The 17,928-nt window shown below is 71.1% G+C and carries 19 protein-coding genes; 8 read left to right on the top strand and 11 right to left on the bottom strand.

Translation table 11 applies throughout. The annotated features are described in order from the left end of the window. Positions 1 to 19: 19 nt before the first annotated feature. Entirely contained in the window at positions 20 to 811 is a 792-nt protein-coding gene (locus OG432_RS32130; protein WP_328314465.1) for a phosphodiesterase, read from the top strand. 45 nt (positions 812 to 856) lie between these two features. Here OG432_RS32130 and OG432_RS32135 read toward each other — a convergent pair whose 3' ends face one another. Continuing rightward, the gene (locus OG432_RS32135; protein WP_328314466.1) at positions 857 to 1,936 is read right to left on the bottom strand and encodes a hypothetical protein; all 1,080 of its coding nucleotides are present in this window, start codon (positions 1,934 to 1,936) and stop codon (positions 857 to 859) included. A 151-nt stretch (positions 1,937 to 2,087) separates the two neighbouring features. Between OG432_RS32135 and OG432_RS32140 the strand changes: the two genes are divergently transcribed. Continuing rightward, complete coding sequence (locus tag OG432_RS32140) at positions 2,088 to 2,426, top strand: thioredoxin family protein (RefSeq protein WP_328314467.1); 339 nt, start codon at positions 2,088 to 2,090, stop codon at positions 2,424 to 2,426. A 38-nt stretch (positions 2,427 to 2,464) separates the two neighbouring features. Here the strand turns inward: OG432_RS32140 and OG432_RS32145 are convergent, their stop codons facing one another. Further along, the gene (locus OG432_RS32145) at positions 2,465 to 3,760 is read right to left on the bottom strand and encodes a PP2C family protein-serine/threonine phosphatase (RefSeq protein WP_328314468.1); all 1,296 of its coding nucleotides are present in this window, start codon (positions 3,758 to 3,760) and stop codon (positions 2,465 to 2,467) included. A gap of 123 nt (positions 3,761 to 3,883) precedes the next feature. Here OG432_RS32145 and OG432_RS32150 point away from each other — a divergent pair, with 123 nt between their 5' ends. Beyond that, positions 3,884 to 4,822, top strand: a complete 939-nt coding sequence (locus tag OG432_RS32150; protein ID WP_328314469.1) for a maleylpyruvate isomerase family mycothiol-dependent enzyme — start codon at positions 3,884 to 3,886, stop codon at positions 4,820 to 4,822. Positions 4,823 to 4,970: 148 nt separating this feature from the next. On the opposite strand, the gene OG432_RS32155 is transcribed toward OG432_RS32150, so the two are convergent. The 3 genes from OG432_RS32155 to OG432_RS32165 all read right to left on the bottom strand — a co-directional run bounded on the left by OG432_RS32155 (position 4,971) and on the right by OG432_RS32165 (position 6,974). Beyond that, complete coding sequence (locus OG432_RS32155) at positions 4,971 to 5,138, bottom strand: hypothetical protein (RefSeq protein ID WP_328314470.1); 168 nt, start codon at positions 5,136 to 5,138, stop codon at positions 4,971 to 4,973. Between the two features lie 169 nt (positions 5,139 to 5,307). After that, complete coding sequence (locus OG432_RS32160) at positions 5,308 to 5,712, bottom strand: hypothetical protein (protein WP_328314471.1); 405 nt, start codon at positions 5,710 to 5,712, stop codon at positions 5,308 to 5,310. 344 nt (positions 5,713 to 6,056) lie between these two features. Next, the gene (locus OG432_RS32165; RefSeq protein WP_328314472.1) at positions 6,057 to 6,974 is read right to left on the bottom strand and encodes a MurR/RpiR family transcriptional regulator; all 918 of its coding nucleotides are present in this window, start codon (positions 6,972 to 6,974) and stop codon (positions 6,057 to 6,059) included. 794 nt (positions 6,975 to 7,768) lie between these two features. Here OG432_RS32165 and OG432_RS32170 point away from each other — a divergent pair. Continuing rightward, positions 7,769 to 8,560 carry a DUF305 domain-containing protein gene (locus OG432_RS32170; RefSeq protein ID WP_328314473.1) on the top strand — a complete coding sequence of 264 codons (792 nt, stop codon included), beginning with the start codon at positions 7,769 to 7,771 and terminating at the stop codon, positions 8,558 to 8,560. A gap of 148 nt (positions 8,561 to 8,708) precedes the next feature. Here the strand turns inward: OG432_RS32170 and OG432_RS32175 are convergent, their stop codons facing one another. Beyond that, positions 8,709 to 9,374 carry a TetR/AcrR family transcriptional regulator gene (locus OG432_RS32175; RefSeq protein WP_328314474.1) on the bottom strand — a complete coding sequence of 222 codons (666 nt, stop codon included), beginning with the start codon at positions 9,372 to 9,374 and terminating at the stop codon, positions 8,709 to 8,711. Positions 9,375 to 9,496: 122 nt separating this feature from the next. Between OG432_RS32175 and OG432_RS32180 the strand changes: the two genes are divergently transcribed. Then, complete coding sequence (locus tag OG432_RS32180; RefSeq protein ID WP_328315334.1) at positions 9,497 to 10,720, top strand: cytochrome P450; 1,224 nt, start codon at positions 9,497 to 9,499, stop codon at positions 10,718 to 10,720. Between the two features lie 20 nt (positions 10,721 to 10,740). Then, positions 10,741 to 10,932, top strand: coding sequence for a ferredoxin (locus tag OG432_RS32185; protein ID WP_328314475.1), 192 nt, complete (start codon positions 10,741 to 10,743; stop codon positions 10,930 to 10,932). A 210-nt stretch (positions 10,933 to 11,142) separates the two neighbouring features. Here OG432_RS32185 and OG432_RS32190 read toward each other — a convergent pair whose 3' ends face one another. Then, a complete protein-coding gene (locus OG432_RS32190; protein ID WP_328314476.1) occupies positions 11,143 to 11,751 on the bottom strand; it encodes a TetR/AcrR family transcriptional regulator in 609 nt (202 codons plus the stop codon). A 111-nt stretch (positions 11,752 to 11,862) separates the two neighbouring features. Here OG432_RS32190 and OG432_RS32195 point away from each other — a divergent pair, with 111 nt between their 5' ends. After that, positions 11,863 to 13,053, top strand: a complete 1,191-nt coding sequence (locus tag OG432_RS32195) for a cytochrome P450 (protein WP_328314477.1) — start codon at positions 11,863 to 11,865, stop codon at positions 13,051 to 13,053. Positions 13,054 to 13,058: 5 nt separating this feature from the next. Continuing rightward, on the top strand, positions 13,059 to 13,277 hold the full coding sequence (locus OG432_RS32200) for a ferredoxin (RefSeq protein ID WP_328314478.1): 219 nt from the start codon (positions 13,059 to 13,061) through the stop codon (positions 13,275 to 13,277). Between the two features lie 88 nt (positions 13,278 to 13,365). Here OG432_RS32200 and OG432_RS32205 read toward each other — a convergent pair whose 3' ends face one another. From OG432_RS32205 to OG432_RS32220, 4 genes are all read right to left on the bottom strand, one after another. Next, the gene (locus OG432_RS32205) at positions 13,366 to 13,986 is read right to left on the bottom strand and encodes an L-threonylcarbamoyladenylate synthase (protein WP_328314479.1); all 621 of its coding nucleotides are present in this window, start codon (positions 13,984 to 13,986) and stop codon (positions 13,366 to 13,368) included. Between the two features lie 94 nt (positions 13,987 to 14,080). After that, entirely contained in the window at positions 14,081 to 15,256 is a 1,176-nt protein-coding gene (locus OG432_RS32210; RefSeq protein ID WP_328314480.1) for an alanine--tRNA ligase-related protein, read from the bottom strand. 326 nt (positions 15,257 to 15,582) lie between these two features. Continuing rightward, positions 15,583 to 16,083, bottom strand: coding sequence for a histidine kinase (locus OG432_RS32215; RefSeq protein WP_328314481.1), 501 nt, complete (start codon positions 16,081 to 16,083; stop codon positions 15,583 to 15,585). A gap of 218 nt (positions 16,084 to 16,301) precedes the next feature. Continuing rightward, positions 16,302 to 17,843 carry an FAD-dependent oxidoreductase gene (locus tag OG432_RS32220; RefSeq protein ID WP_328314482.1) on the bottom strand — a complete coding sequence of 514 codons (1,542 nt, stop codon included), beginning with the start codon at positions 17,841 to 17,843 and terminating at the stop codon, positions 16,302 to 16,304. Between the last annotated feature and the right edge of the window lie 85 nt (positions 17,844 to 17,928).

Below are 17,928 nucleotides of genomic sequence, written 5' to 3' on the forward strand. Positions count from 1 at the left end.
GGTGGGGAAGGGTACGAGGATGACCTTGGCGATAGCTCACCTCAGCGATCCGCACATCACGGCAGGCGCACTGGCCGGGGGCCCGGCCGCATCGCTGAGCCGTGCGCTGGGCCGCGTCCTCGCACTCGACCCGCAACCGGACGCCGTGGTCATCACGGGTGATCTCGTCGACCGTGGCCGGATCGAGGAGTACGCGGTCCTGCGTGAAATCCTCTCCGGATTCCCCCTGCCGCTGCATCTGGTCGTCGGCAACCACGACGACCCCGAAACGGTGCGGGCCGTGTTCGGCGGCACCACGTTCCTCGGCGGCGCTCAGGAAACGCACTACGCCGTGGAGCATCCCGAGTTCACTCTTGTCGTGGCCGACTCCCAAGTGCCCGGCTCGCCGGCCGGCCGCCTGGGTCCGGCTCAACTCGGCTGGCTGGACGCGGCACTTGCGCGCCGTCCGGACGTTCCCGCCCTCGTCTGTCTGCATCATCCGCCTCTCCCCGTCGGGATCCCGTTCCTGGACGCCATGGGACTGGCGGACGGTGCCGAACTGGCGGAGACGCTGCGGTCGCATCCCCGCGTGGCACGTGTGCTCGCGGGCCACGTCCACCGCACTGTCACCGCGAGCTTCGCCGGTACCACCCTGGCCATCGCCCCCAGCGCGCACCTACAGAGCGGGCTCGCCATGAACGGCGGACTCCCCAACTATCTCGACGAGCCGACCTCGTTCCTCCTGCACCTGCGCGCGGGAGCCGAGTGGGTGACCCACGTCGTCGCCGTCAGTCACGCCGGTGCGCCGGTGGCTGCCTGGTCCGGGCCGTGACCGGCGACCGTTGCGCCACGAGGAGCCGCCATATGTGACGCACCGTCAGGAATTGAATCCAACATGCACGTGGTCGTGGTGGGTGTCGTCCGAGAAGAACTGGTTCACCGTGGCGCCTCCGGTGAGCCGCACGGGGCCGCCGACGTTGTACGAGCCGGCCGCGGCCGCGGCCCGCATGAACGAGGTGATCAGCGTGCGAGAGGTCGCGGGGTCGACCACGGCGCGGCCGTCGATGCGCCACACGTCGAAGGCCCGGCCCAACGGGTGGTCACTGGGGCGGTCGGTGCCGAACACGTCCAGCGGGTGTCCTGAGCGTACGACACTGACCGACAGGCGGTAGGCACCGGCGAGTTGGAGCATGGCGCGCAGTACGCTCTCGTGCACCGCGCCGCTGCGGATGTCGGCGACGGAGGCGGGCGGAAGCTCGATCCGGGACTGTGCGAGGACCTCCCGCGCCGCGGGGGACAGCGGGCCGGCGGGGCCCGGCGCAGCGGGGTGCAGCGTGGTGACGCGCCAGCCGTCCGATGTGCGATCGAGCCGCACATCGACTGTCGTGCCGCCGGACTTCACCCTGGTGCCCTCAAGGGTCGGTTGGTCGCAGACGACCAGAACGCTGGCCGTGTCGGACAGGATCCCGCCGTACTGGGCGTCGATGACGCGGACGACCGCCGCATCCGCGGAAGGCCTCAACGATCCCGTTTCACGGGCGAGTCGAGAGGCGGATTCTTCGGGGATGCCCAGCGTGGCGGCCCGGCCGGCCGCCGCGTCCTGACCACCCTGCCCGACCGGCCATGTGCCGAGCGCCTCCACGAGCCTGACGGCGGCGACCTTCGCCGCGGGATCGATCTCGCCGGGGCCGGGCCGCCACGCCACGGCATGGGGCAGTTCGGAAGGGGAGCTCGCGGAAGCCGGGGGTGTGGACGGCCCGGCGGTGGGTGATGTGGTGCCGGGAACCATGGTGGCAGACGGGGAGCGGGCCGTCGTGGGTCTGGCGGTGGGCGATGCCGTGTGCGGCCCGCCCGAGCAGCCGGTGGCGCTCAGGCACCAGGCCGCCGTGCCCAGCAGGACCGAACGGCGGGCGACATCTCCGGCCAGGGGCCCGGAAGGCGGGGGAGGCAGGACCATGACCGGCTCCTTGGGCGGGCGGCGGACGCAGTGCCGTCAGTATCCGCCCCACGAGCCGGACGTCGGCGCACCTCGCCGGGCGGCCGCCGGAATTCGATCGACGACGGGTCATGATGGGGGCCGTAGTGCGGATCGGAACATGAGGAGCGCCATGGCCCGCAGGGTTCACCAGCCACGGGAGAACGAAGAATTCGCTTTCATCCTCGCGATGGCCGAAAGCCCGGTGCTCGCCTACTTCTACGGGACGTGGCCCAAGGCCGTCGAGGCGTGCAAAGCGATGAGCGCCGTCGTGGATGACGCCGCCGAGGCCTACGCCGAGCGCCTGACGGTGGTCAAGGTCGACATGACCCGCTGCCCCGAACCCGTACGGCGTTACGGTGTCACCGGCGCGCCCACCGTCGTCCTGATCAAGGAGGGGGAAGCGGCGGCCACCGGCACCGGCCCCATGGACCGGGCGACGCTGACGCGATTCCTGGACGCCGTCATCTGAGCGCGCCGTCGGCCTGTGATCCGCCGGAAACCCTTGGGTCAGCGACTGGAGGGCGAAGAGGGCGAAGGGGGCGAAGAGGGCGGAGTTGGAGGGGCTGGGGGAGCCGGAGGAGCGGGCGGACCGAGCCGCTCGATCGCCACCATCGCGGCGTCGTCGCCCAGAGACCGGGCGGGAGTGTGGGCGAGCAGGTCGTCCCGCAGGTGGCTCAGCAGGGCGCGGGGCCCGGTGCCGCGCCAGGCGGCGGCACGCTCCGCCAGCGGGTAGAAGTCGCCGCTCGCGTCGCGGGCTTCCAGCACGCCGTCGGTGTAGAGCAGCAGGATGTCACCGGACTCGAACGGGAAGGTCTCGGCGATAAGTTGGGACGGGGCGAGGCTCAACAGACCCAGCGGCGGTGCCGGCTGGGTCACCTCCAGGGGGACGACGCGGTTGCCGCGCAGGAGCAGCGGTGGTGGATGGCCGCAGTTGACGAGCCGCAGTGTTCCACCGGTGTCGGGAATGTCGAGCAGGGCCGCCGTGATGAACGCCTCGCTGTGGTCGCCGGCGCCAGGCCCGACGGACCCGCCCTCCCCATCGGCGCCGACATGGGTGTCGAACCCATCCTCGCCCCGGTTGTGGGTGTCGAACCCATCCTCGCCTTCGGAGCTCACCGCGTGTTCCTGGGCGCCGTCCAGGTCGGGGGCCACCGCACGTTCGAGGTAGGCGGCAAGTGACGGCAGGTCGGCCTCCTGATGGGCCGCGGCACGGAAGGCGCCCAGCACGAGAGCCGCGTCCCCGACCGCTTCCAGCCCCTTCCCCCGTACGTCGCCGATGATGAGCCGGGTGCTGAGGGCGGTGCGGGCCGCCGCGTACAGGTCGCCGCCGATCCGTGCCTCGGCGGCCGCGGCCAGGTAGACGCTCGCCACACGCAGTGGCCCCAGTCGCTCGCGCAACGGCCGCAGCACGACCAGCTGCGCCGCCTCGGCGACGGAACGCAGCTGCACCAGCTCCTTCTCGTGCACTTCGCGCAGATGGGCGAAGACGGTCACGAACACCGAGATGAGGAGCAGCGTGATGATCTGGAAGGTGTGGTTGAGGTCGCTGACGCTGCCGCGCACCATCGCGACGATCACTTGGGCCAGCACGGCGACGGCACCGATGAGCGCGGTGGTGCGCGGCCCCGCGAACGATGCCGCCACGGCGGGGGCCGCGGCCAGGAACGGGCCGAGATGCACATCGGGCGGTGCCAGGAGGTCCACCACGGTGACGAGTGCGATCATCGCGAAGGGAACCGCGGGCAGCGCGTGCCGTGGCGCCAGGGAGCGAGGGCGGGCGGCGCGCGGTGCCTGGAGATCCATCAGTCCTGCATACACCGGACCGTGCTCCCCGCGCCGCTGGCGTGGCCGAACGGGTCATGACCAGCGCGCGGGCGTGGCGCCCCGGCGAGGGCGCGACCGACGAGACGAGGAAGAGTGCAATCGATGGACAGGGACGAGAGCGTGGACGGACGTATGAATGAGGACATGGGCACGGGCGCGAGCGCGAACACGGGCGAGGACGCGGGCGCGGGCGACGGCCTGGACGGCGGGGCCGGCCTGGACAGGGGAGCCGGCTCCCTCGATGCGCGGTGGGTGGCCGAGCCGGCGATCCACTGCGCCGCGGTGCTGACGGAGACCACTCGCTTCGTGACGGCCGTCGAGGGGGCCGACCTCGCGACGCCGGTACCGAGCTGCCCCGGCTGGACCCTCGTCGATCTGATCCGGCACACCGGAAGCGTGCAGCGGATGTTCTCCGGCCTGCTGCGCGGCCGCGTCCAGGAACGACCCCTCACCCGCGACACGGAACTCGATCTGCCGACGAGTGACCACGCATATCCCGCCTGGCTGCGCGCCAGTTCCCACGTGGCGGCCGATGTGTTCGCCGACACCACTCTGGACGCCCCGATGTGGGTGTGGGGCGCCGATCCGCATGCCCGGTTCTGGGTGCGGCGCATGCTCTTCGAGACGCTGGTGCACCGCGTGGACGCGGAACTCGCCCTGGGCTCAACGCCGTTGATCGACCCGGCCCTCGCGGCCGACGGGGTGGACGAGTTCTTGGTCAACCTGCCCTTCGCCGCGTCGTTCGCGCCCAGGACCAGCCACCTGCGCGGCACGGGCGAGGGCATTCGCTTCCGCTGCACCGACCGGGCGGGGGACTGGCTGGTGCGTCTGCGCCCCGACGGCTTCGGACTGGACCCGATTCCGGCCGACGCGGCGGGCGTCCCCCTCGCCGACACCGCTCTCGCCGACGCCACCGTCGAAGGGGCCGCCGCCGACCTGCTGCTGTTCCTGTACGGGCGCCTGGACCTCACGACGCGGGCCCTCACATCGTCCGGGGACGAGGCCCTGCTCAGGCACTGGGTGGCGAATTCCGCGTTCTGACGACGGCCGGAGGGCGGCGGTCGGAGGGTGACGGGCGAACGGCCGTGTGTGCTCGGCCCCAACAGGGCGAACGAGTGGCTTCCGGCGGTTTCCCGACACCACCCGCACGTCCCCAGGGTCAGGTCGTGTTCTCGCGAACCAAAGCCGCCTAGTTGTGTCCGAACTTCCGCGGGTGCTTGTGCGCGACCTCGGGCGTCGGGAGCGATCGCTCCGGTGTGCCGGGGGTCTTCGGCTGCTCGCTGGTCTCGGGGGTGGCGCTGCGATCGTGGCCGCCGGTGCGCGCTCCCCGGTTCTGGCGGGTCTGCTTCTTGCTCATGGTGGTCGCCCCCTGATGGGCACGTCGGGATTGAGCCACCTCCACGCTTCCACGCGTCCCGGTAGATCGCATGTCGGGCGGGGGCAGGCGCGCGGGGTGCGGGCCTCGGGCGTGGGAGTCGGGTGTGCGTACGACGTCCCTCGCCGTGCCCGCCCGGACGGTCACCCGCTCACCGTCGCTGCGCGGGTGACCTGCGGGGCGGCACGCCGTCGTCCACGAGGGCTTCCATGACGAGCCGGACGCCCCGGGCCAGGCGGCCCAGTTGTTCCAGTTCCATCGCGTACATCCTGATGGTGTTCTCGATGACGGCCGGGGCGACGCCCAGCGTGGGCAGTTCGGCGCGGCTGGTCTGCAGCGCGACGCGCACCGCGCGGATCTCGTGCTGCACCTGGATCTGGGCGTGCCGGGCCAACAGCACGTGGTGGCGCACCAGGGGTGAGTAACCGGCGTAGCGGGCCGGCAGCAGGTCGCGCAGCCAGCGTGTGGCGGTGCGTTCCCAGTCACGGCTCCCGGGCGGTTTTACCTGGCAGGGCCAGTCCGGGCTCAGCGTGGTGGTGGGGGCCGTAGGAGGCATGCTCGTCGCTTCCGGTGGGTGCCGACTCTGATCGAGAGGTGATGGGCGGCCCCGGCTCAGGGGTTAGCCGGGGCCGCCACGGGGGCCATCGGATCCGACTGCCTGGATCGGACATCCGGCGCGACGTGAGGAGGAGGGCGTCACGCCGGAAGTTCGTTCTCAGAGGGACTGGGGTCGCTCTCCTTGGCGTGGGGGGAGCGATGGCCGCCACGGCTCAGTAAACATATATACCGTTGAGTAAACAAGGGTATGAAAAATTTCATGCGCCGTGATGGTGTGAAGATCCTGCGGACCGACGGGGCGAATCCGGCCCTGAGGGAACAATCGGAAGGCTGACGGCCCCGTTAGAGGAAGAATCCGTGTTTGTCGGCGGCCTGCTCGTACTCCTCGAGCCGCGCCTGCGTCCGCTCGGGATCCGCGTCCGCCATCGCCTGCAGGATGGCCGCGGCGAGGACACCGGGCGCCGCGTACGAGTCGAACACCAGCCGGGAGCCGGTACCGGCGGTCAGCGCGACATCGGCCTCCTCGACGAGCGGGCCGAGGGTCGTGTCCGTGACCAGCGCGATGCGCAGTCCGGCGCTGCGGGCGGCGCGCATCGCCGCCAGCGTCTCCTTGGCGTGCCGCGGCATGGCGAACGCCAGTACCCAGGTCCCGCCCGCCGAGCGGGACTGCAACAGCGCGTCGTAGGCGACGCTGCCGCCGCGCGTCACCAGTCGCACATCGGGGTGGATGCGCCGGGCCGCGTACGCGAAGTACTCGGCAAGGGACACCGAGATGCGCAGGCCAAGGACGGTCAGCGGCACCGAGAGGGCAAGCTCGCGGCCGATCTCGAGGACTTGCGTGGTGTCGGCGACCAGGCGACGCACGTTCTCCAGGTTCTCGATCTCGGCGTCCACCGCGGCCTGGAGCTCGTTGTGCCGGCTCTCCTCGCGGCCCTCGGGCGTGCCGGCGACCGCGCTCAGGGCGATCGGCTGCAGCGCCTCGCGCAGGGCGGGGTAGCCGCTGTAGCCGAGCGACGCGGCGAAACGCGTCACGGACGGCTGGCTCACGCCGACCCGTTCGGCGAGTTCGGTGATCGAGAGGAAGGCGGCGTCGGTGAGATGGTCGATGAGGTACTGGGCGATGCGCCGCTGACCGGGGGAGAGACGGTGTCCGTCGAACAGCGCGCGGACCCGGTCCGCCGGGACACGCTCGTGGTGCGCGGAGTGCCCGCTCGGCGTGATCGCAGCCGACTGGGCGCGTACCTGCTGCCCCGATGACACCGACGGGCCTCCTTCTCGTGCCATGTGTGCTCAAAACATAGCCCACCCCTGGTGCGGACCAGCCCAAATTCCACCACTGACCTGGTTATTTCGGCCGAGCGCACAGACATGGCAGGGGTGCGGCACGTGCCGCTCGGGATGATCGTCCGAGAGGGGGCCACGCCGGGGCCGAGGTCCCGACGACTAAACCCGGTGGGGGTATCCTCGGGCCGGAACGCGGCAGTCGTACGAGTGAGAGGACCGGGGCGGCAGTGGATCGACGGCGCACGGACAGGGCGGCGGGTCCGTCCCGGCTGACCGTGCTGTGTGCCGTGCTGTTCGGGCTGTTCTCCATGCACGGGGCTCCGGCGAGCGCAGCTGCCGGCTGCCATGGACCGACGGCCATGTCGGCGCCCATGAGCGCGTCCCTGACCATGGGGCACGCGCCTATGTCCGCTCCGGCGGCCGAACACCCCGGACGCCCCGCACATCCCGGACAGCACGCCGCCCCGGTCGCCACCGTGGCGGCCGGGGAACTGTGTGTGTCCACCCCCGCCCGCGAGCGGTTGCCGTTGGCCGCTACCGGCCTGCTCGCCCTGCTCGGCCTGGTGGTCCTGGTGGTACGGGAACTCGCGGGACCCCGCTCGGCGCTCGGCTCGGCGCGGACCGCCGCTCGGCGGCAGAGGTCTGCTCCTTCAGGTGTGCGTCGCGCGGACGTGACGGACGCGGCCGGCCAGGCTCCCGGCCGGCCCGGTCACGTTCTCCGTCCGTTTCCGTGCCCCACCAGGGGCGCACCCACCCGAAGGAACCTTTCGATGTTCGCTTCCCACACCGCTGCCTCCCACACCGCTGCCTCCCAGGCCTCCGGCTCCCAGAGCGCCGCCTCCCAGACCTCCCGCTTCCTCGCCCGTCGCCGCACTCTCACGACCGTCGGGGCCGTCGCCCTTCTCGCGCTGGCGCTGACGGCATGCGGTTCGTCCAGCGACTCCGGGTCCGGCGACTCCGCGACGGCCGGCATGCACCACGGCCCGGCCACCACCCCGTCCTCCGGCGCCGCGCACTCCGCCGGCCCGTTCAACGACGCGGACGTGGCGTTCGCTCAGCAGATGATCCCGCATCACCAGCAGGCGCTGGAGATGGCACGGCTCGCCGGCGGGCGTGCGGCCGACCCGGAGGTCAGGAATCTGGCCGCCGCGATCGAGAAGGCCCAGGACCCCGAGATCGACACGATGAAGGGCTGGCTGAAGTCCTGGGGCAAGCCGCTGCCTTCGTCCCCGGCCTCGCCGTCGGCCTCGGCTTCGTCCTCGGCCTCGATGGGGGACATGCCGGGGATGAACCACGGCTCGGGCGGCACGGGCGGCGCCTCCGCCATGCCCGGCATGATGTCCGATCGGGACATGCGTGATCTCACCTCCGCCAAGGGCAAGGACTTCGACCGGAAGTTCGTCACCCTGATGATCGGCCATCACCAGGGCGCGGTCGCCATGGCCAAGGACGAGCAGAAGAAGGGCGACAACCCGGACGCGAAGCGCCTCGCCGGTAACGTCATCGCCGCGCAGAACGCCGAGATCGAGCAGATGAACAAGATCGTCGCCCGCCTGAAGTAGCACCTGCCGCAGACACAACACCTGTCGTAGAAGTAGCACCTGCCGTTGAAGTAGCGCCTCGCGCGGCGGAGGACGCGAGCGCGGGTGCCGCCACTCGCTTCGGCGAAGACCGGCACCCGCGGCCCGCGTGCTTCTTCGACATCGTCAACTAGTGCGCCTCGTCGGCCACTTGGGTGTGCGCCCGCCGGCAGGGGGGCGGGGTCAGCAGCAGCGGAAGGTACACGTCGTCGACGATGTCCGTGATGACCTCGTCCTCCACGGGGGCGCCGAACAGCAGGAACTGATTGCGCAACAGATCGGTCGCGACCGTGGCCCGCCGGGAGGTCAGCACCCACGGTTCCACCTCGCCACGGGCGACGGCGCGTTCGAGGACGACCCGGATCGTGGCGGGCCGCACGGTGTGGATGCGCTGGCGGATCAGCTCGGCCAGTTCGGGATCGCGGGTCATCTCCGCGAGGAGCCCTCGCATGATGTCGCCGAGCGGAGTGGCCATGGTGGCCGCCATCTGCCGGAGCAGGAGCAGTACGTCGCCGCGCAGTTCACCGGTGTCGGGGAGATCGACCTCGGAGATCTTCCCCACCTTGCAGGCGTCCACGACCAGTTGGGCCCGGCTCGGCCAGCGGCGGTAGACGGCCGCCTTTCCGGTACGGGCCCGGACGGCCACCCGCTCCATGGTCAGTGAGGCGTAGCCGACCTCGGCGAGCTCGTCCAAAGTCGCCAGCAAAATGGCGCTTTCCAGCTCCTCGCCGCGACGGCGCGGGCCTTTGCGGTGGTCAAGGGGTGGTCCGGTGGCCGGTTCGGCACGGTTGGGCACCCCCGCCTCCTGTGTCTGTCGCATAGGGGCCGTTGCGTTCTCCAGGGGGGACAGCCTAGCCTCCAACTTAGAGAACAGTCCGTTCTTTAACGTCTGAGGTTTCGAGGGTTTCGATGACCGAGATGACAGAGCACGCCACACCGTTCCCCACGCCGCAGGAGGCCCCGGCCTTTCCGGCGGACCGTACGTGTCCCTACCAACTGCCCGATACCTACAGCCAGTTGCGGGACGAGCCGGAGTCGCTGCGCCCCGTGACGCTCTATGACGGACGACGCGCCTGGGTGGTGACCAAGCACGAGGCGGCGCGCGCGTTACTCGCCGATCCCCGGCTGTCCTCCGACCGTCAGCACGCCGACTTCCCCAGCACCTCCCCGCGCCTCAAGGCGTTCCGTCAGGGCCGCCCCGCGTTCATCGGCATGAACCCTCCGGAGCACGGGACGCGCCGGCGCATGGTGATCAGTGAGTTCACGGTGAAGCGCATCAAGGGGATGCGTCCGGACGTCGAACGCATCGTGCACGGCTTCATCGACGACATGCTCGCCGCCGGGCCCACCGCCGACCTGGTCAGTCAGTTCGCGCTGCCCGTACCGTCCATGGTGATCTGCCATCTGCTCGGCGTCCCGTACGCCGACCACGAGTTCTTCCAGGACGCGAGCAGGCGTCTTGTGCAGGCCGTGGACGCCGCCGGCGCCGTCGCCGCCCGGGACGACTTCGAGCGCTACCTGGACGGGCTGATCACCAAGATGCAGTCCGAACCCGGCACCGGGCTCCTCAACAAGCTGGTGGCACACCAGTTGGCGGACGGTGAGATCGACCGCGACGAGCTGATCTCCACCGCGCTGCTGCTGCTCGTCGCCGGCCACGAGACCACGGCCTCGATGACATCGCTCAGCGTCATCACGTTGCTCGAACACCCCGACCAGCACGCCGCCCTGCGTGCCGACCCGTCCCTGGTGCCGGGAGCGGTCGAGGAGCTGCTGCGCGTGCTGGCCATCGCCGACATCGCGGGCGGCCGCTTCGCCACCGCCGACATCGAGATCGACGGGCAGCTCATCCGCGCCGGCGAAGGGGTGATCGTCACCAACTCCATCGCCAATCGCGACAGTTCGGTGTTCGCGGACCCGGACAGCCTCGATGTGCACCGCTCGGCCCGCCACCACCTCTCCTTCGGCTATGGCGTGCACCAGTGCCTCGGCCAGAATCTGGCCCGCCTCGAACTCGAAGTCATCCTCACCACCCTGTTCGACCGAATTCCGACCCTGCGCCTGGCCGTCCCCGTGGAGCAGTTGACGCTGCGCCCCGGCTCGACGATCCAGGGCGTCAACGAACTCCCGGTCACTTGGTGACCGGGAGGAAAGGAGGGCCCATGCGGGTCTCAGCGGACCGGGACGTCTGTGTCGGCGCCGGACTGTGCGCGCTGACCGCGCCCGGCGTCTTCGACCAGGACGACGACGGCCTCGTCGATGTGATCACCCCCGATCCCGACGGGGCGCAGCAGGCCGCCGCCCGCCAGGCCGGCAGTCTCTGCCCGTCGGGCGCGGTCCGCGTCACCGAATAGCGCGTCCGTCGAGGCGTACGACGCCGGATGGGACCGGACCCGCCGCGGCCGGCTTCAGGCCGGGACCGGACCCGCCCGGTCCGGACCCGCCCCGGCCGGCTTCGGCCCGGTCCGGCTCCGCACCCCGAGCCCGGTCCGTCGTCGTACGTCTCGGTGTGCCGAGGGCGCGCATATCCCTTTGTCCCGGGCGGAGTTGATGAGGGGCGAGCGTCATCGCGGATCGCTCTCGGGGGGAGCCGACCACAGGTGGTCGAGCGTGTCGACCACGAGGCGACAGACGGTGTCCGGATCCGCGCTCGCCAGCGGCTCGCGCGCGACGACCGTCCGCATGAGGCCGATGCCGAGCAGCCAGGCCATGGCCAGATCCGCACGCAGCGCCCCGTCCGCGGCGCCGGAGAGCGCGGCCAGCGCGCTCTGGTACTGCTCGCCCAGCTCCCGCAGTGTCCCGGTCGCCTCGTCGCCCCGGCCCATCGACCGCAGATAGACCTCCAGGGAGCGGTCCGCGGTCCCGGCCGCGCTGCTCGTCAGCATCGAACGAAGCGCCGTCTCGAAGAGTTCCTCCGGCGGCGTGGCGTGCAGCTGTTCCAGGCCGCCCTGGGCGACGACTTCCGTGAGCAGGCCCTGCTTGGAGCCGAAATACCGGAACAGCAATGCCTGGTTGGCCCCGGCCCGCTCCGCGATGTCGCGGACCGTCGTCCCTTCGTAGCCGCGCTCCGCGAACAGGTCACGGGCGGCGTCGAGCAGCCGACGCCGGGTGGCTCCGGCGTCGCGGCGGCGCTCGCCGACGGGCGCGCCGGGCGCATCAGGGGCGTGATCCATGGGGTCGGTCCTCTCAGACGGCCCGTCAGGATAACGGCCACAATGCGCCGTTGACCGCCCGGAGGGGCCGCCCTACCGTTGTAAGCAGCTGCTTACATCCGGGAGGCCGCAGTGACGACAGCCGACACCACACCCCTCGCCTACCCCTTCAACACCTCCGACGGGCTTCAGCTCGCCGACGCCTATGAGCGCGTACGCGAACTGCCCGGCCTGTTACGGGTCCAGATGCCGTACGGCGAGTCCGCCTGGCTCGTCACCCGTTACGCGGACGCGAGGCTCGTCCTCGGCGACCAGCGCTTCAGCCGGGCCGTGGGTGTCCTGCACGACGAACCCCGCCAGTCCGAAGGGCGCACCAACAGCGGGATCCTCGGCATGGACCCGCCCGATCACACCCGGCTGCGTTCCCTGGTGGCGCGGGCGTTCACCGTCCGTCAGGTCGAGAAGTTGCGGCCGCAGGTGCGCGATCTCACCGCGAGCCTGCTCGACGACCTGGAAGCGGCGGGCCCGCCCGCCGACCTGGTGGACACCTATGCGCTGCCGCTGCCGGTCGCGGTGATCTGCCGCCTGCTCGGCGTGCCCACCGAGGACCGCCCGCGCTTTCGGGTGTGGAGCGACGCGGCCCTGTCCACGAGCTCCCTCACCGCAGCGGAGTTCGAGGCGAACCGCGAGGAACTGCGCGCCTACATGGGCGAGTTGATCGCCATGCACCGGCAGGAGCCGCAGGACGACCTGATGACCGCGCTCATCGAGGCCCGCGACGGCGGCGACCGCCTCTCCGAGCTGGAACTCGTCGATCTGTGCGTGGCGGTCCTGGTGGCGGGACACGAGACCACCGCATCCCAGATTCCCAACTTCACCCTGACCCTGCTGGACCACCCCGACCAGCTGGCGCAGCTGCGGACGAGGCCGGAACTCGTCGCCAACGCGGTGGAGGAACTGCTGCGGTTCGTGCCGCTGGGCAGCGGAGCGAGCCAGCCCCGGTACGCCACCGAGGACGTCGAGGTGGGCGGCACCCTGGTGCGGGCCGGCACACCGGTCCTGGTGGCGACCGGCGCCGCCAACCGCGACGCGCTGCGCTTCACCGCCCCCGGAGTGCTCGACATAAGCCGCGAGGGCAACCAACACCTCGGTTTCGGCCACGGCGTCCACCACTGCCTGGGAGCCCCGCTGGCCAGGCTGGAGCTGCAGGAGGCGCTGAGCGCGCTCATCACCCGCTTCCCCGGCCTGAAACTGGCAGGCGACGTCACCTGGAAGTCCGAGATGCTGGTCCGGGGCCCGCGCGTCATGCCGGTCGCGTGGTGAGCGCCATGACCTGGACCGTACGTGTGGATCCACACCTCTGTCTGGCCTCGGGCATGTGTGCCGGGGCCGCACCCGACGTCTTCGCCCTCGACGGCGAGCACGCGCGGGTGCTGCCCGACGGGATCGAGCCGGACGAACGCATCCTGGACGTGGCCGACGCCTGCCCCGCCCAGGCGATCACCGTGCACGACGGCAGCACCGTCGTCGGCCCCCGCCGGGACTGAGATCCCGGCGGCCGGCGCCGTCGGAGCGGTCGTCGGCCGGTGCGGTGGTACGGGCTCCGGGCTCCGGGGAGCGGGCGGCCGCTGGTGGCTACTCGAAGCGCGAGGTGTCGCCCGCTCCCCGGCGTACGATCTCCAGCTCGCCGCTGGAGAAGTCGATCACGGTCGTCGGCTCGGTGCCGCAGTCCCCGCAGTCCAGGACGGCGTCCACCACGTGATCGAGGCGTTCCTTGATCTCCCAGCCCTGCGTCATCGGCTCGTCCTCGTCGGGCAGCAGCAGGGTGCTGGAGAGCAGCGGTTCGCCGAGCTCGGCGAGCAGGGCCTGAGCCACGGCGTGGTCGGGGATGCGGACGCCGACCGTCTTCTTCTTCGGGTGCAGCAACTGCCGCGGCACCTCCCTCGTCGCGGGAAGGATGAACGTGTAACTGCCGGGCGTCGCCGCCTTGATGGCGCGGAACACGTCGTTGTCGATCTGCACGAACTGACCCAGCTGGGCAAAGTTCTCGCATACCAGGGTGAAGTGGTGGCGGTCGTCCAGAGCACGGATGGACCGGATCCGGTTGATGCCGTCACGGCTGCCGATCTGACAGCCCAACGCGTAGCAGGAGTCGGTCGGGTAGGCGACGAGCGCGCCGGAACGGATGCTGTCGGCCACACTGCTGATGGTGCGCCGCTGGGGATTGTCGGGGTGCACGTCGAAGTACTTTGCCATTCGCCGAGTCTAAGGTCCCGGCCGCGGGGCGGCCCGTTCCGACGGGGGCGGGGCCTTGACACGGGCCCCGCCCCGGCGCCGGCCGATGAATGACTCACCCCAGGGCGTCCCCGCGCAGGCCGAGCACGAGGTCGCGGGGCAGCCCGTGGGTGTCGTGCAGGTAGCTGTAGTCCTCCTCGTCGAGCTGAGTGGAGAAGCGGGGTTGGGACAGGATGTGGCGGCCCCGTTCCAGGAGCCTGGTGAAGCGCAGCTCCTCGTCCAGCAGCACCTCGCGCACCCGACCGCTGGGCCCGTTCTGTCCGAAGTGGTCCAGGGTGTGCCGGAACAGTTCCTCCGGCAGATCACCGAGGGTGCGGGACGGATCGTCCCGCCACAGCGTGGTGAGTACCCGCCGGACGAGCCTTCGCAGCACGTATCCGCGCCCGGTGTTGGACGGCAGGACACCGTCGCCGATCACGACGATGCCGGACCGCAGGTGGTCACAGACCACCCGCAGCGGTTGTTCCGGCAGCTGCCACAGTGACGGCACCGTACGCATCCACGGCTCGAACAGATCGGTCTCGAAGACCGACTCCTTGCCCTGGAGGACGGCGACGAGCCGCTCAAGGCCGAGCCCGGTGTCGACGTTCGGCTGTGGCAGCAGGCCGAGGGTGCCGTCGTCGCCGCGGCGGTAACGCATCATCACGTGGTTCCACACCTCCACCCAGCGCTCGTCGCCGGTCGGTGTCGACTGCGGCGGGCCCTCTCCCGTCCAGACGAAGATTTCCGTGTCGGGGCCGCAGGGGCCGGTCGGACCGTTGGACCACCAGTTCTCCCCGGTGGTCAACTCGACCGGGACGCCGCGCTCCTGCCAGGTCCGGAGGGAGTCGGTGTCGGGGCCGGAGCGTTCGTCGCCGCCGAACACCGTGGCGTACAGCAGACCCGGGTCCACTTCCAGTCCCTCGACGAGCAGGTCGTGGCCCCATTCGATGCTCCGCGAACCGTCGTAGTCCCCGAGCGACCAGGTGCCGAGCATCTCGAAGACCGTCAGATGGGTGGAGTCGCCGACCTCGTCCAGATCCGTGGTGCGCAGACAGCGCTGCACATTGACCAGGCGCCGGCCGAGCGGATGGGGCCGGCCCTCCAGGTAGGGAGTGAGGGGATGCATGCCGGCGGTGGTGAACAGGACGGAGTCGCCGGGCGGCGAAAGCAGCGTCGACCCCGTGATGCGCCGGTGGCCCCGGTCCTGGAAGTACTCGACGAACGTGCGGATGACGTGTTCGGTGTTCATGACTGCGGGATTCCTTCGCTGCGGGGCAGCCGGAAAGGGACCGCGGTCGGCGTGGGATGCGCACAGGCTTCGGAACGGGAGTCCGACGATCCACCGGCGGGCCGTTTCCGGTCGCCGGGGGAGTGGGAAATGAGGTCAGGCGGCGGCAACCGGCGAGCTGGTCGCTCGCGCGGTCGAGTTGCCGATACAGATGATGACCTTCATGACGTCCACGGTAGCCGCCGGGGCGGTCGGGCGCACGCGAGTTCCGGTGGACGTGGGTGAGGTCACTCCTCGCAGGCCGGGAGACGGGGGAGCGGGCCGCCTGCCCGGGGCACGCCGGTGGCTCACGCCGTTCCGCTCTCCTCGGCAGCCCGCTCCGCCGCCTCGACCTGAGCGGTGAACTCCTCGGCGGACAGGCGTTCCAGGCTGCCGCCATGGCGCCGGGCCAGCTCGTCGGCCGGCTGCTGCGAGGACTCGTGCAGATCGACGACCAGCATGGACGCCCCGTCCTCGACCCGGCCGCTGAGCATGATCAGTCCGGCGCCGTCCTCCATGAGCTGACGGTTCTCCGCCGCGTTGGCCAGGGCGGCTCCCGCCGCGCTGCCCAGGAGCACTCCGATCGGGCCGCCCAGCAGCCCCACGAGACCACCGACCAGTCCACCGCCCACCGTCGGCACTCCCGCACCCCGCACATGGTTCTCCGGCACGTCCAGGACGCCGTCCGCCGACCGTTCAAGGACCGCCGCCTGGCGCAGCCCCGGCAGCGAGACCGCTTCCTCGTAGGCGGAACGGCACCGCTCGGGACGGGCGAAGGAGATCAGCAGAACGTGGTGGGTATCCGCCATCGCAGGTCTACTCCTCGGTGCGGGGCGTACGGCTCGGGCCCTCCCAGTGGACCGCCCCCGCCGCCGTCGCGCCAGGCGGACACGGCCGTCGGGAGGCTGGGTGCCCAGGGCCGGGCGCGCTCCAGGGGCTCCGGGTGCGCGGGCCGATCGCGGAGGCCGAGCGCGGAGGCCGAGCATGGAGGCCCCGGCGCGACGAAGGCGGGAGGGGCCGGGGCTGCTCAGGTCTCGGGGCCGCCGAACCACTGCCCGGCCGCTCGTTCGAACGCCGGCCGGTCGGGGACGCGATCGCCGGCCCAGGCCACTACGCCGTCGGGCCTGACCAGCACGGCGCCCAGGCCCAGGTCGTCCTTCGCGGGACCGGCCGCGTACCGGATCCGGGTCTCCCAGCCCCGCGCCGCATCGCGCAGGCGCCGGTCGTCGCTGAAATCGAGCGCGACGCCCCGTCCGTCCCGCGTCAGATCGGCGAGGCGGGTACCGTCAGCGAGGCAGAACTCCGGGACGCCGCGACCGACGAGCGGGTGCTCGTCGCCGAGGTCGTAGCGGATCCACGCGCCCGACAGCCGCTCGGACACATAGGCCGCTCCGTCGGGGGTCGCGATCAGGTCGCGCACCACATCTTGGATCGCTCGGCCATGTGGGTCGGGTCGCATGACCGCCACCTGGGCGCGCGACCAGTCGAGCACGGCCGCGCCGATGGGGTGCCGCTCGCGGGTGTACGTGTCGAGCAGCCCGTCCGGTGCGTGCTTGTGCACGGTCGCCGCGAGTTTCCACCCGAGGTTCACGGCGTCGCCGATGCCGAGATTGAGTCCCTGCCCGCCGAGCGGGGAATGGATGTGAGCCGCGTCCCCCGCGAGCAGGATGCGTCCTTGACGGTAGGTCGTCGCCTGCATCGCCCGGTCGGTGAAACTGGAGGCGAGAGCCACATCGCTCAGGGTCACGTCGGTGCCCGCTATGTGGCGCAGCACCGCTTGGAGGTGGTCCCGCGTGGGTGGCCGCGAGCGGTCGAAGGCACCGCCGTCGAAGTCCATCATGCCGATGTGTCCCGGCGAGAGCTGGAGGTACATGCCCGTCGGCGTCAGCGTGAACCCGAACTCCAACTTCTCGGGTTCGGCCACGGTGGCATGCAGGGCGTAGCCGGTGAACTGCGGTTCCGTACCGGTGAAGGCGAAGCCCACGAGCCCGCGCACCGTACTGCGCCCGCCGTCACAGCCGACGAGCCAGCGCGCCTCGTACGCGTGCTCACCCGCCCGTGCCACCACACCCTCGTCGTCCTGGGCGATGTCGGTCACCGTGACGCCGCGCCGGATGTCCACGCCGAGCCGGGACGCCTGCTCGGACAGCAGTGTCTCCACCGCTTCGAGGTGGGTCACCATGGGCCCCGTCGCCGGGGTGGGAAGCCGGTACGGCATGGCGGTGTCGTCCATCAGCGCCGGGTCGAGCATCATGCCGGCGAAATGGCCCCCACCGCGCCTGGGCGGCCATGCGCGTGCGGCAGGACCCGCCTCGACGCCGGTGACGACGTCGGAGCCGGGGATGTGGTCGGCACCCGATGCCGTGACCAGCCGGTCCAGCATCCCGCGCCGGTAGAACGCCTCGATCGACGCCGCGGACAGGCCCCGCAGACCGAGCGGCATCGCCTTTGACGGAGAGCCGGTTTCGCGCTCACGCTCCAGTACCAGGACGGAACAGCCCGCGAGGCCCAGCTCGCAGGCGAGGAACAGACCCACGGGGCCGGCACCCACAATCACGACGTCATGCATGGGGAATCCCCTTCACCAACCGACGGCCGGGCGGGACACCCGGCCTGACTCCTCCACGGTGCCGTCTCCCACCGACACCCGGCCT

Source organism: Streptomyces sp. NBC_00442 (assembly GCF_036014195.1).
Lineage (GTDB): Bacteria > Actinomycetota > Actinomycetes > Streptomycetales > Streptomycetaceae > Streptomyces.

Bases quoted from the DNA above. Each gene is read 5' to 3' on its own strand.
- OG432_RS32130 (WP_328314465.1), top strand. From the start codon at position 20: ATGACCTTGGCGATAGCTCACCTCAGCGATCCGCACATCACGGCAGGC.
- OG432_RS32135 (WP_328314466.1), bottom strand. From the start codon at position 1,936: ATGGTCCTGCCTCCCCCGCCTTCCGGGCCCCTGGCCGGAGATGTCGCC.
- OG432_RS32140 (WP_328314467.1), top strand. From the start codon at position 2,088: ATGGCCCGCAGGGTTCACCAGCCACGGGAGAACGAAGAATTCGCTTTC.
- OG432_RS32145 (WP_328314468.1), bottom strand. From the start codon at position 3,760: ATGGATCTCCAGGCACCGCGCGCCGCCCGCCCTCGCTCCCTGGCGCCA.
- OG432_RS32150 (WP_328314469.1), top strand. From the start codon at position 3,884: ATGGACAGGGACGAGAGCGTGGACGGACGTATGAATGAGGACATGGGC.
- OG432_RS32155 (WP_328314470.1), bottom strand. From the start codon at position 5,138: ATGAGCAAGAAGCAGACCCGCCAGAACCGGGGAGCGCGCACCGGCGGC.
- OG432_RS32160 (WP_328314471.1), bottom strand. From the start codon at position 5,712: ATGCCTCCTACGGCCCCCACCACCACGCTGAGCCCGGACTGGCCCTGC.
- OG432_RS32170 (WP_328314473.1), top strand. From the start codon at position 7,769: ATGTTCGCTTCCCACACCGCTGCCTCCCACACCGCTGCCTCCCAGGCC.
- OG432_RS32180 (WP_328315334.1), top strand. From the start codon at position 9,497: ATGACAGAGCACGCCACACCGTTCCCCACGCCGCAGGAGGCCCCGGCC.
- OG432_RS32185 (WP_328314475.1), top strand. From the start codon at position 10,741: ATGCGGGTCTCAGCGGACCGGGACGTCTGTGTCGGCGCCGGACTGTGC.
- OG432_RS32190 (WP_328314476.1), bottom strand. From the start codon at position 11,751: ATGGATCACGCCCCTGATGCGCCCGGCGCGCCCGTCGGCGAGCGCCGC.
- OG432_RS32200 (WP_328314478.1), top strand. From the start codon at position 13,059: ATGACCTGGACCGTACGTGTGGATCCACACCTCTGTCTGGCCTCGGGC.
- OG432_RS32205 (WP_328314479.1), bottom strand. From the start codon at position 13,986: ATGGCAAAGTACTTCGACGTGCACCCCGACAATCCCCAGCGGCGCACC.
- OG432_RS32210 (WP_328314480.1), bottom strand. From the start codon at position 15,256: ATGAACACCGAACACGTCATCCGCACGTTCGTCGAGTACTTCCAGGAC.
- OG432_RS32215 (WP_328314481.1), bottom strand. From the start codon at position 16,083: ATGGCGGATACCCACCACGTTCTGCTGATCTCCTTCGCCCGTCCCGAG.
- OG432_RS32220 (WP_328314482.1), bottom strand. From the start codon at position 17,843: ATGCATGACGTCGTGATTGTGGGTGCCGGCCCCGTGGGTCTGTTCCTC.